Genomic DNA, 12164 nt, shown 5'->3' on the forward strand with positions numbered 1-12164 from the left:
TGCCTGTGTCACGCAAACCGTTTTATCTGCTGATTTTTGTTCTGATCGCGGCGGGGGTTGGCTACAACTACCAGCGCCACGTCAGTGACGGCATCCCCTTCCTGCCGGGCACCAGCCAAACCACCTGGACCGTCGAAGCCCGCATCACCTTCAACGGCGAGGGTGCAGTAGAGGCCAGTTTCGCCCTGCCCAGCGACCCCGCGTTCAAGACCCTGAGCGAATCCGCCGCGTCCCCGGGTTATGGCCTGGCCATGACCATGGACGGCGATGCCCGCCGCGCCACCTGGACCACCCGCCAGGCGCTGGGCCGTCAGGAGCTCTACTACACCACCAACCTGGTGCCCACCGGCGACTTCAAACTGGAAGAGATTGCCGAGCTGCCGGCGCCGGAGCCCGTTGTGTGGGATGAGGGGCTGGAGACGGCCGCCAAAGGGTTGACCGCCAAAGCCTGGGAGAAGAGTGCCAACAACGCCTCCTTCGCCCGTGAACTGGCCGAGCTGATCAGCCAGCCGGACAAACAGCAAAACGTTGCCCTGCTGCTGTCCCGCTACGAACCCGCGCCACTGATGACCCGACTGCTGCAAAGCGCCGGTGTGCAGGCGCGCCAGGTGTACGGACTCAAACTGGAAGACGGCCGTCGTCGCCAGAACCTGATCCCGATGGTAGAGGTGCTCGACAACCAGGAGTGGAAGCTGTTTAACCCGGCCACCGGCGAACAGGGCCGCAACGACAAGCTGCTGTTGTGGCAACGCCACAGCACCTCTGTGCTGGACCTGACCGGCGGCAGCAACTCCAACGTCTCCTTCTCCATGATTGAGGACACCCGCCCTGCCCTGGCCACCGCCATCGACATGATGGACACCGGCGGTCTGGCGTCACTGTCGCTGTACAACCTGCCGCTCGAGGAGCAAAGCCTGCTGCGCGGCCTGTTCCTGATCCCCATCGGGGTACTGGTGGTGGTGTTCCTGCGGGTGATTGTCGGCCTGAAAACCTCCGGCACCTTTATGCCGGTGTTGATCGCGCTGGCCTTTATCCAAACCAAACTGCTCACCGGCCTCGTCGGCTTCCTGCTTATCGTGGCGGCCGGCCTGGTGATCCGCTCCTACCTCTCCAATCTGAACCTGCTGTTGATTTCGAGGATCAGTGCGGTGGTGATTGTGGTGCTCGGCATCATCGCTGGCTTTACCCTGCTGGCCTTTAACCTGGGCCTGACCGAGGGTCTCACCATCACCTTCTTCCCCATGATCATCCTGGCCTGGACCATCGAACGGATGTCCATTCTGTGGGAAGAGGAAGGGGCGAAAGAGGTGATGCTGCAGGGCGGCGGCAGTCTGTTGGTCGCCACCATCACCTATCTGGCCATGGACAACGATCTGGTGCGTCACTGGGCCTTTAACTTCCTCGGTGTTCACCTGATCATCCTGGCTCTGGTGCTGTTGCTCGGCCAATACACCGGTTACCGCCTGCTTGAGCTGCGTCGCTTCCGTCCGCTGGCTGGGGAGAAATCATGATCTTCGTTGATCCCCGGCGCTTAAGTGCCCGTGGCATCATGGGCATGAACCGGCGCAACATCAGCTATATCGGGCGTTACAACCCGCGCAGCCTGTACAAACAGGTGGATGACAAGCTGATCACCAAGCAGCTGGCCCTGAAGAACGAGATCGCCACCCCGGATCTGATCGCCGTGGTCCGTGAACAACACGAGATTGAGCAGATCAACCAGATGGTGGCCGGGCTGGATGGCTTCTGCATCAAGCCCGCTCAGGGTTCAGGCGGCAAAGGCATTCTGGTGATCACCAAAGTTGAGGATGGCCGTTTCTTTAAGCCTTCCGGCGATGAAGTCACCCCCGCCGAGATGACTCGTCACTGCTCCAATATCCTGGCTGGCCTGTTCAGCCTCGGGGGCAAAAACGACGTCGCGGTGGTGGAAGCGCTGATCCGTTTTGATCCGGTGTTCGATGGCATCTCCTACGAGGGGGTGCCGGACATCCGCCTGATCATCTTTAAGGGCTTCCCGGTGATGGGGATGCTGCGCTGCTCCACCCACGCCTCTGACGGCAAGGCCAACCTGCACCAGGGGGCCGTGGGCATCGGGGTGGACATCGCCACCGGCCGCGCCATCCGTGCGGTACAGTTTGATGAGCCAGTGACCCATCATCCCGACACCGGCGAAGACCTGTTCAAAGTGGAAGTGCCCCATTGGGACCGGCTGCTGGAGTTAGCGTCCGGCTGTTACGAGATGTCTGGCCTGGGTTACCTGGGCACCGATATGGTGCTGGACCGCGAACGCGGCCCCCTGCTGCTGGAACTGAACGCCCGTCCCGGCCTGGCGATCCAGATCGCCAACGACCGGGGCCTGCTGCCCCGACTCCGCAAAGTGGAGAGTCTGGGCGATGTCCGGCCGCCGGTCAGTGAGCGCATCGCCATGGCCAAGGAGTGGTTTGGTGAAGGTCGCGACGACTAAACCCTGGCGACACTGTCTCAACGCCCTGGCCCTGGCCGGGGCGTTGTTGCCTCAGGCGGCCAGCAGTACGGAGCTGCTCAGCTACTGCCTCAACCAGATTGAAGCCATCGGCGCCCCCGTAATGGAGCCCCTCAGCCGCCACCGTCAGTTTGGCCAACTGGTGTTGCTGCGTGACCAACTGAAATACCTGGCGGAGAGCGGCGACAGTGACGACCTGGGCCGCTGCACGCTGCTGCTCAATAAAGCGATGGGCCAATTCCGGCCGCAACCACAACCCGACCCGACGTTGCTGGCCCTGCAGGCTCAGCTGCTCCACCTCGATAAGCAGGTGCTGAAAACCGTGGCCATCGGCACCCCACGCTGCATGGCAGGTTTGGCGCCGGACCATCCCACCACGCTCGACCTCGAAGCCAGTGCGGTCTCCCGCTACCTGAACCAGGCCAGTGACAGTGGTTGCCGCCGTGCCGTGTGGCTGGCCTACCAAAACCGGGGGGCCCCTGATGCCCGTGTGCCCCTGCGCCATTATCGCGAGCGTGCCAGTGAGCAGGCACGCGCCGCTCGATTCGACAGCGACGCAGACCAACAACTTCAGCACACGCCGCTGTTGCAGGCAGACCGGGTGGCCGAGTTTCTCAACCAGTTGGAACCGGACGATCGCCAGCTTCCCTGGCAACCCCGTGCGCCTGAACCGCAACTGTCCACCCCACCGGAACAGATTGCCCGCCAGAGCCTGCAGCGCCTGGTCGCCATTCTGGGGTTGAGCCTCGAACAGATTGAACCGGGCCAGTGGCAACTGTGGGACGACGACCGCCTGTTGGGTTACCTCAGTCTGCAGGGCGGTGAAGCGTCAGCACAAACCCTGCTGCAAAACCACTGGATTGGGTTAAGCCCCGCGGTCGCACAACTGACCTACCGTACCCGCCCCTGGTATCCACGACATTGGCACCGCTGGATGGCGCAGAGCGCCGAGACCCTGGTGTCGATGGCGGGCCAGCCCCTGCCCTATGCCTCCAGCCCGAGCGGCGGTGCCGGGTACGGTTTTGGCCGCGCACTGGCCCGGCAACCGGACCTGCAGCAGGCGGTGCTGGGGGAGACGCTTCCACCGCGTCCCCTCTACTCCGCATGGGCGCTTTATCAGGCCCGAATGGGTCTTGCCGTTGCACAGCAGGCGCCCTGGTCACCCACCGCGCTGAGCCGTTACAGCGAGCGCTGGTTCCAACACTACTTCCAACAGCCTGCGCCCTCCGGCCTCGCGCCCTGGAACAGCCACAGTGACTGGGCCATCGCTGGCGCCCGCGCCTATCTGCCAATCTGGTACGCCCACCGGGGTGAGAGGCTATTGGCGCAATGGCAAGCGGGGGAACTCAGCGCCGATCAGATCTGGCTGGCCCTCGCCTTTGCTGATGGCGAACCCTGGCCACAAAACCAAAAAAGCCCGGCAGAGTATGCCGGGCCCACATTCTGACCGCGCTCGTCAGGCCGCGTGTAAGCGATCAATCTGGGACTGCGCTTGGTCCAGTCCCGCCTCTCCGGAAGCCACCCCTTCCGCATTGATGGTGGCCACCTCAGTGATCCCGATAAAGCTCATCACAGTACGCAGGTAAGTATCCTGGTGATTCATGCCGGATGCCGGGCTGCCACTCCCGTAGTTGCCGCCACGAGCACTGATCAGCACCGCTCGTTTGTCGCCCAACAGACCCTGCGGACCCTGCTCGGTGTAACGGAAGGTCACGCCCACCCGGCAGATGTGGTCGATCCACGCCTTCAGGGCGGAGGGCACGGAGAAGTTGTGCATCGGGGCACCGATAACCACTTCGTCGGCGGCCAGCAGTTCCGCAATCAACGCATCGGAGAGGGCGAGCGCCGCTTTGGCATCTGCGCCTCGCTCCGCTTCCGGGGTGTAAAAGGCCCCGATGGTGGCCATGTCCAGATGCGGCGGTGGTGCCAGTGCGAGGTCGCGCTCAATCACCCGGCCCTCGGGGTGACGCGCCTGCCACTGCGAAACATACCGGGCCGCGAGTGCGCGGGTATGAGATTGCTGAAGATTGGGGCTGGAATGGATAACGAGCAAAGTGGCCATGGTGGATCTCCTAATCAGTCGGTTAAGGCCATTTTAGGTTCACCAATTCGTAAATAAATCGCATAATTGCGACCAAAGCATTCGAGTTTTTAGGATGGTTATGTATCGACCCCACACCACACTGGAACAGTGGCGCATCCTTCAGGCCGTGGTTGACCATGGCGGCTACGCCAAAGCGGCCGCAGCACTCAATAAGAGTCAATCCTCGCTGAACCACGCCGTGGCCAAACTGCAGCAGCTGATTGGGGTTCCGCTGTTGGAGGTGAAAGGCCGAAAGGCGGAGTTAACGCCGCAGGGCAAGGTGCTTTTGCGTCGCTCCCGGGCACTGACTTCTGAGATTGAGCAGCTTGAGTTGCTCGCCACCAACCTTGAGCAGGGCTGGGAGCCGGAGATCACCCTGTCCCGGGAGATCCTTTATCCCACCGAAGCGCTGTACCAGGCGATGAGCCGTTTTTATCGCGAAAGCCGCGGTACCCGCCTGACCGTCATCGACAACGTGATGAGTGGCACCGACGATGCGGTGAGCCAGGGCGATTTCGATCTGGTGATCAGCGCCAGCAGCCACCCGGGCCACCGGGGTCAGCCTCTGGGAGTGATACGCATGCTTCTGGTGTGCCACCCGGCACACCCTCTGGCCAGCGAAGCGATGATCGACGACAGCCGCCTGTCACAGGAGCTGCAACTGGTGATCCGTGATACCGGCCAGCACGCTGATAAAGACCGCGGTTGGCTGCGTGCAGAGCAGCGCTGGACCTTCTCCAACTTCCATGAAGCGATTGCGGTGTTGCACCAGGGGGTCGGCTTTTGCTGGGTTCCGGAGCACTTGGCCCAACCCCACCTTGCCAATGGCAGCCTGACCCACCTGTCCCAGGCCACCGTCGACTATTCGGTGATTCCGCTGGCTTTGGTGGTGCCAAACCGCGATACCCTCGGCCCGGCGGCCACCCGCTTTGCCGAGCTGCTGGTGGAGTCCAGCCCGTTGGCTCAACAGGCCTCCACGGCGCCGGTTACGGAGTGATCGACGGATTAACCAGATTGGCTGGCCGGTCCGCCATCAGGTGCTCAATCAGTGCCTGAACCGCCACGCTGTTGGTGCGATTGGCCGGGTAGACCAGTGACACCGGCTGAGGGGTCAACGCGTAGGCCTGCAGGATCGGCACCAACCGTCCCTCCGCCAAATACTGCTGCACCATAAACTGGGGCAATTGCGCGATGCCGTGGCCATCGGCGGCAAACTGACCGGCCAGATCGCCCTCATTCACCTCCACTGTCGCGGGTACCCGGATCTGGTGCTCTCGGCCCCCCTCCTGATAGCGCCAGCGGGCCAGCTGGGGGTTGGAATTATCCACCAGGCAGCGGTGCTGGACCAACGCGCGGGGGTGGTCCGGCGTGCCGTGTCGGGCCAGATAGTCCGGGCTGGCCACAAACACCACCGCCACGGTGGTAAAGCGTCGCGCCACCAGTGACGAATCCGGCAGCTCTCCCACCCGAATCGCCAGGTCTACCCCCTCCTCCAGCAGATTGACGCTGCGATTGGCCAACAGCCAACTCAGGCTCACCTCCGGATACTTCGCCATAAACCGGCTGAGCGAGGGCTGCAGGCTCAGCTGTGCACTGTGCAGCGGCGATGTGATGCGGATAAGGCCAGACACCTTATTACGCCGGTCCCCGGCTCCCAGCTCCAACTGGTCAAGCCGGGCCAGAATCGCTTTGAACTCCGCCAGAAAGTACTCCCCTTCCGCCGTCAGACTCATGGTTCGGGTGCTGCGCGTCAGCAACTGACAGCCATAATGGCTCTCCAGTTCCGCCACCTGACGACTGACCGCCGAAGTCACTAACCCCTGCTCACGGGCCGCGGCGCTGAAGCTCTGATGGGCCACCACGTTGACGAAGGTGCGGATCGCCTTAACCAGATCCATTTTTCTCATTAATGCAAAGGTGATTTCATTTCTGGATTATTTTTCGATTATCGGCATGAGGCTATGCTCTGTCCACCCATCCGATTCACAGTGAGAGAGCCCCGATGAAAGTGCTTTTGATTGGTGCCAGCGGCACCATTGGCCAGGCCGTTACCGACGCGTTGTCCAGCGACTGTGAGGTGATCCGGGTTGGTCACCGCAGCGGCGATCACCAGGTGGACCTAAGCCAGCCCGACCAACTGCGCGCGCTGTTTGCCGACGTCGGCCCCGTGGACGCCATTATCAGCACCGCCGGGCAGGCCAGTTTTGGACCACTGGCGCAGCTCAGCGACGATGCCTTTGAGCTCGGCCTGAACAATAAGCTGATGGGTCAGGTCAACTTGGTGCGACTGGGCCGGGCCTCGGTTCGCCCCGGCGGCGTCATCGTGCTGACCTCCGGCATCCTCTCCCGTCACCCCATGCCCGGCAGCAGCGCCATCGCGATGGTCAACGGCGCACTGGAGAGCTTCGTCAAAGCCGCCGCGCTGGAACTCGACGATGTCCGCCTTAACGTGGTGGCCCCCGCCTTCGTCAAAGAAACCATGGTGCAGATGGGCATGGACCCAACCCACGGCATCAGCGCCGCCGACACCGCAAAGGCCTACCTTCGCGCCCTTGAGCCCGACTTGCACGGCGCCATCATCGATCTGCCGCTCGACGCGGCCCAGTAACCCCTGCAGCGCCCGACACAGGGAGGTGTCGGGCGCTGCAGTTCCAACCCCAAAGGGGGCCGTCATGGCCCCCTTTTTCTTTTCCCGGCGCGGTAGCGGCTTGCTGTTCACACCCTGCCACTTTGCTTACCACAGTGAATCACCCAGCCATCCCCAGCCCCCGGCGGTGATGGCGCAAGCTAATAACCCTCCCAGCCAGTCACACGCGCCAGCCCCCGCCAATCAAACCGCAGGAAATGCTTCCCTTTACCCGCACGCAACATCCTGTTATCCCTACCGATCCCCGACCGTATGTGATACAGATCGTCCTTTGTCCGCTCGTCCCACAGGGAAATAACGAAAAATCACAAGGAGTTCTGGATGGACACCCTTACCGAACTGGTTGGCACCATTAACGGCATCGTGTGGGGCATCCCCATGCTGGTGCTGATCCTCGGGGTTGGCCTGTACCTCACCACCGGGCTGCGCATGATGCCCGTACTGAAACTCGGTACCGGCTTCCGGCTGCTGTGGCAAGGGCGCAAAGACAGCGGCGAAAAAGGGGACATCAGCGCCTTTAACGCCCTGATGACCTCGCTCTCCGCCACCATCGGTACCGGTAATATTGCGGGGGTGGCGACCGCCATCGCCATGGGCGGGCCCGGCGCCCTGTTCTGGATGTGGTGTACCGCCCTGGTGGGTATGGCCACCAAATACGCCGAAGCGGTCTGCGCCGTGAAGTACCGTGAAACCGCCGACAATGGCGAATACGTTGGCGGCCCGATGTATTACATCAAGAACGGCCTCTCCTCCCGCTGGACCTGGCTGGCCACCGCCTTTGCCCTGTTCGGCTCCGTCGCCGGCTTCGGCATTGGAAACGGCGTGCAGTCCAACTCCGTGGCTTCGGCGCTGCAGGACAGTTTCGGCATCCCGGTGGAAGCCACCGGCGTGGTGCTGATGCTGTTGGTGGGTGCCGTACTGATGGGCGGCATCAAGCGCATCGCCACCGTTGCAGGCAAGCTGGTGCCGCTGATGGCGGCCTTCTACATCGGTGCCGGCTTGATCGTGCTGACCCTGAATGCCAGTGCCATCCCCGGTGCCATCGCCCTGGTGGTGGAGAGCGCATTCAACCCGGTCGCCGCCACCGGTGGCTTTGCCGGCGCTGCGGTCTGGGCGGCCGTTCGCTTTGGTGTGGCCCGAGGGGTGTTCTCCAACGAAGCAGGCCTTGGCTCCGCCCCGATTGCCCACGCTTCAGCCAAAACCAACGATCCGGTCCGACAGGGCCTGATCGCCATGCTGGGTACCTTTATCGACACCCTGATTGTCTGCTCCGTTACCGGCCTGGCCATCGTGGTCACCGGCGAATGGACCACCGGGGTGTCCGGCGCCCCGTTGACCTCTGCCGCTTTCGGTTCCGTCGTGCCCCAGGGTGACATCATCGTTGCCATCGCACTGGCCGTGTTTGCCTTTACCACCATTCTGGGTTGGAGCGTGTACTGCGAGCGTTGCGTTCAGTACCTGTTGGGTGAGAAAGCGGTCAAACCCTTCCGCCTGGTATTTACCCTGGCGGTACCGGTGGGCGCCATCGCGACTCTGGACTTTGTCTGGCTGCTGGCAGATACCCTCAATGCCATGATGGCGATCCCCAACCTGATCGCTCTGGTGCTGCTGAGTCCGGTGGTGTTTAAGCTGACCCGTGAGTACTTTGCCCGCGGCGATAAGGCCCCGTCCGCCAGCAAGGCCTGACCTCAGCCTTTCACCAACGCCCCGGCCCTGCGCCGGGGCGTTGTTATTTAGCCTCCCCACTTTGCGCTGGCTCGCCTAGAGTTACTCAACGCCGAAGTATCCCCTTTGCCGTTGGGAGTGCGCCCTCATGTCCCGAACCATCCTGTATCTGCTGCTTTTGCTGGTCAGCCCAACCCTGCTCGCCCACTCAGTACAATGGTCGGCCTCGCCGGATCGCAGCCAACCACAGTCATTGGAGAACGCCAGCCTCAACGGCACGGTGTACGTCTTTATCGCGCCCAGCTCCGAGCTGAGCCAGGTGCAGTTTTATATTGATGGCAACAAGGCCAAAACCGAGAATGTGTCGCCCTGGGATCTGGGCGGTACCGCAGGCGACAACTCCGCCCTGCCCTATGACATGTCGGCATTGGGGGACGGCCTGCATCGGATGGACGTGGTACTGGTGAACAAAGACGGCAGTGTTGTGGAGCAAAGCCTGAATTTTCAGGTGGGTGACCCCACCCCGACACTGACCAGTTCCCCGCTATCACTGGCGCTGAGCAGCATTGAGGGCGAAACCGTCTCCGGCACATTGACCCTCAGTACCCTCGGCGGCGAGTCCACCTCCGTGGTTTTAGCTGAAAACCACGATTGGCTGTCGCTTTCAGTGGCCAGCGGCATCACCCCATTCAGTGTTGCAGTCAGTGCCGATCCCACCGGCCTGGCGGATGGCCAGTACCCGGCAAAGATCACCGCCAGTGCCGATGGTTACGCCCCGATCACCCTCAATGTCAGCCTACAGGTGGGTGAACCGGCGGGGGAAGATGCCCCACAACTTCATCTCACCTGGAACCACGATCAGAGCGCGGTTACCGCAGTGTGGTTTACCCCCGCAGATGGCACCCAATCGGAGCTGCAATACCGGCTTACCGGTGCCACTGAGTGGGCCTCCGTGGTCGGCTCGGTTCGCCACAGCAACGAGGATGGCTGGTATCACCAGGCCACCATCGCCCCAGTGACCCGTGGCGGTCAGTACGACTACCGGGTGCGGCTGAGCAGCGACGCCTTCAGCCGGGTTTATCAAACCCGTGCCCAGCCAGCACCGGGGCAAAGCTGGGACCTGACCTTTGTCGCCGATACCGGCCTGTTGGGCCGTCTCGATGGCCTGACTAACGGTACCCAGGCGGTGATCGACGCCATGGCCGCCATCGCACCGGACCTGATCCTGCTGGGCGGCGACTACGCCTACTACGACAAGGACAAGCGCTACGGCACACTGGAGCGAAGCATCGATGCCTGGTTTAACCAGATGGCCCCCCTGGCGCCCTTCGCGCCAATGATGCCGGTCTACGGTAACCACGAGATCCTCAATAACGAGGGGTTCGAGTTCTGGCATGCGCGCTTCCCCACCCCAGCCCACTGGCGTTATGACGGCGGGCGCATGTACGCCTTTGACGTGGGCGATGTCCACTTTATCGCCGTCTATGCCCTGCGTGAGTCGAATGATGGGATCCCGCTCGACGCGGTCGCATGGCTGGAGAGCCACCTGGCCGAAGTGAAGAATGCCGGATACCGTTGGATCATCCCCTATCTCCATGCCGCGCCCTTCTCCGATGGGGCCAACCACGTCTCGGCGGAAACCATTCGCGGCCATATCGCCCCGCTGTTTGAGGCGGCCGGTGTCAAACTGGCGCTGTCCGCCCATGACCAATCCTATGAGCGCACCTACCCTCTGGACGACGCCGCCGGTGCAATTATCGTGACCGATACCGACACCGACTGCGTTGACCGGCAAGGCGGCATCACCTGGATGAAGATCAGTCCCGGCGGCAAGATGAGTGACAAGAACGACGGCTTCTCGCCCTGGATGACAGAGCCGCCGCCCTACTGGACCGCCCGACGGGATAACACCGCCCACCATTTCGGCCACCTGAGCTTTGACCCGGGCGGCGATGTCACCATCTCGGTCTATCAGGTCACCGATGGCCAACCGGTTCAACTGTTCGACCAGTTCCGGCTGACCGAGAGCTGCGACGGCCCCAGCCTTGTGGCACAGCCAACCACCCTCGACTTCCGGCTGGCCCAAGGCGAGACCGGCCAACAGTCGCTGCTGCTGACCCATCCACAGTCCGGGCAGGCCATCAGCGTCTCTGAGTCCGCAGACTGGTTAAGCCTGGCGCCCACCAGTGGCGTCAGCCCGCTAACCATCACGGTCACGGCGGACAGCCAGGGGCAGGTTTCCGGCTCCCGGGAAACCACCATTCAGGTGGACGGTGGCGATGGCAGCCTGACCGTGCCGGTACGGCTGACGGTAGAGCAGGATGGCTACCAACTGGTGATGAATGAGGACAGTCTGCGCAGTAACCCCCGGGCACTGGACGGCGCCACGGTGGCATCACCGCTCTATGTCGAGTTGTTGCCCTGGGACAACGTGCGCCGTGTTCGATTCTTTATTGACGGCGAACGGGTCAAAACCGAGGGCGTCGCCCCCTATGACATGGCAGGCACCGGTGACAACGATACCGCACTGCCCTTCAGTCTGGAGGGCTATGCTCAGGGGCCGCTGGCGCTGCGGGCCGACATCGAGATGCTGGATGGCACGTTCCAGTCCACCTACGCCGATATCCAGTACGGCACTCCGGAGCCGACCCTGAGCGTTATGCCCACCTCACTCAGCAGCACGCTGGTGTTGCCCCAGACTCAAGCGCAACTGAGTCTGTCATTCAGTGGCTCTGAACCGACTCAGGTGACGCTGACCAGCAGCGCCAACTGGCTTAGTGTCGGTGCCGGCCCATTCAGCACACCCGCCGTGGTGCCAGTGAACATTGACGCCAGCGGGTTACCCAGTGGTCAATTCCAGAGCCAGATCCTGGCCAGCAGCCCTCTGGGTGACACCACTGTCCCGGTGACGCTGGTGCTGCAACCTGAACCCGGCGACGACTCCCCCATTCAGTTGTCGTTGCAGCCAGACCGCAGTGGCGCCACGCCCCTGGCGGGACAAACCGTATCCGGCCAGATCTACGTGTTTGTGGCAGACGACAGCGCCGATAAGGTGCGCTTCTACCTTGATGGCAATGCGGTGCAAACCGAGTACAACGCGCCGTGGGATCTGGCGGGCACCAGCAGCGACAGCGGCCGCCCGGCCAACCCCTTCGATACCGCGACACTCAGTACCGGCTCCCACCTTCTTGAGGTCGAAGTGGTGGGCAGCACCAGCCAGCGCTACAGCGCCAGCTTTACCGTTACGCGCTGACCATGATCGCTACCGACAAACGCCCGGCCCTCTG

The 12164-nt window shown here is 62.5% G+C and carries 9 protein-coding genes; 7 read left to right on the forward strand and 2 right to left on the reverse strand.

Features of this window, described 5'->3' with window-relative positions; all coding sequences use genetic code 11:
* The first annotated feature begins 5 nt into the window (after positions 1–5).
* Genes FBAL_RS10255 through FBAL_RS10265 form a run of 3 tightly spaced genes read left to right on the forward strand, consistent with a single transcriptional unit; the run spans position 6 to position 3929 of the window.
* The gene (locus FBAL_RS10255) at positions 6–1511 is read left to right on the forward strand and encodes an inactive transglutaminase family protein (protein ID WP_013345523.1); all 1506 of its coding nucleotides are present in this window, start codon (positions 6–8) and stop codon (positions 1509–1511) included.
* Positions 1508–2464 carry an alpha-L-glutamate ligase-like protein gene (locus FBAL_RS10260; RefSeq protein WP_013345524.1) on the forward strand — a complete coding sequence of 319 codons (957 nt, stop codon included), beginning with the start codon at positions 1508–1510 and terminating at the stop codon, positions 2462–2464. Before FBAL_RS10255 ends, FBAL_RS10260 begins: the two co-directional genes overlap by 4 nt.
* Entirely contained in the window at positions 2445–3929 is a 1485-nt protein-coding gene (locus FBAL_RS10265) for a hypothetical protein (RefSeq protein WP_013345525.1), read from the forward strand. The genes FBAL_RS10260 and FBAL_RS10265 overlap by 20 nt, the downstream gene beginning before the upstream one ends.
* 9 nt (positions 3930–3938) lie before the next feature.
* On the opposite strand, the gene FBAL_RS10270 is transcribed toward FBAL_RS10265, so the two are convergent.
* Complete coding sequence (locus FBAL_RS10270) at positions 3939–4544, reverse strand: FMN-dependent NADH-azoreductase (protein WP_013345526.1); 606 nt, start codon at positions 4542–4544, stop codon at positions 3939–3941.
* 100 nt (positions 4545–4644) lie between these two features.
* Between FBAL_RS10270 and FBAL_RS10275 the strand changes: the two genes are divergently transcribed.
* On the forward strand, positions 4645–5562 hold the full coding sequence (locus FBAL_RS10275; RefSeq protein ID WP_013345527.1) for a LysR family transcriptional regulator: 918 nt from the start codon (positions 4645–4647) through the stop codon (positions 5560–5562).
* Here FBAL_RS10275 and FBAL_RS10280 read toward each other — a convergent pair.
* Positions 5552–6463 (reverse strand): LysR family transcriptional regulator, encoded by a 912-nt coding sequence (locus FBAL_RS10280; protein ID WP_013345528.1) that lies wholly within the window; start codon positions 6461–6463, stop codon positions 5552–5554. The two genes, FBAL_RS10275 and FBAL_RS10280, sit on opposite strands and share 11 nt — an antisense overlap.
* A gap of 104 nt (positions 6464–6567) precedes the next feature.
* Here FBAL_RS10280 and FBAL_RS10285 point away from each other — a divergent pair, with 104 nt between their 5' ends.
* The 3 genes from FBAL_RS10285 (at position 6568) to FBAL_RS10295 (ending at position 12130) form a co-directional block, all read left to right on the forward strand.
* A complete protein-coding gene (locus FBAL_RS10285) occupies positions 6568–7173 on the forward strand; it encodes a short chain dehydrogenase (protein ID WP_013345529.1) in 606 nt (201 codons plus the stop codon).
* Positions 7174–7533: 360 nt separating this feature from the next.
* Positions 7534–8898: an alanine/glycine:cation symporter family protein gene (locus FBAL_RS10290; RefSeq protein WP_013345530.1), complete on the forward strand. Its 1365-nt coding sequence runs from the start codon at positions 7534–7536 to the stop codon at positions 8896–8898.
* 127 nt (positions 8899–9025) lie between these two features.
* On the forward strand, positions 9026–12130 hold the full coding sequence (locus FBAL_RS10295; protein WP_013345531.1) for a fibronectin type III domain-containing protein: 3105 nt from the start codon (positions 9026–9028) through the stop codon (positions 12128–12130).
* The last annotated feature ends 34 nt before the right edge of the window (positions 12131–12164 follow it).

The organism is Ferrimonas balearica DSM 9799 (genome assembly GCF_000148645.1).
Lineage (GTDB): Bacteria > Pseudomonadota > Gammaproteobacteria > Enterobacterales > Shewanellaceae > Ferrimonas > Ferrimonas balearica.

What these genes read in the sequence shown, in the direction of transcription:
- FBAL_RS10260 (WP_013345524.1), top strand. Translation starts at nt 1,508, where the DNA reads ATGATCTTCGTTGATCCCCGGCGCTTAAGTGCCCGTGGCATCATGGGC.
- FBAL_RS10270 (WP_013345526.1), bottom strand. Translation starts at nt 4,544, where the DNA reads ATGGCCACTTTGCTCGTTATCCATTCCAGCCCCAATCTTCAGCAATCT.
- FBAL_RS10275 (WP_013345527.1), top strand. Translation starts at nt 4,645, where the DNA reads ATGTATCGACCCCACACCACACTGGAACAGTGGCGCATCCTTCAGGCC.
- FBAL_RS10280 (WP_013345528.1), bottom strand. Translation starts at nt 6,463, where the DNA reads ATGGATCTGGTTAAGGCGATCCGCACCTTCGTCAACGTGGTGGCCCAT.
- FBAL_RS10285 (WP_013345529.1), top strand. Translation starts at nt 6,568, where the DNA reads ATGAAAGTGCTTTTGATTGGTGCCAGCGGCACCATTGGCCAGGCCGTT.
- FBAL_RS10290 (WP_013345530.1), top strand. Translation starts at nt 7,534, where the DNA reads ATGGACACCCTTACCGAACTGGTTGGCACCATTAACGGCATCGTGTGG.
- FBAL_RS10295 (WP_013345531.1), top strand. Translation starts at nt 9,026, where the DNA reads ATGTCCCGAACCATCCTGTATCTGCTGCTTTTGCTGGTCAGCCCAACC.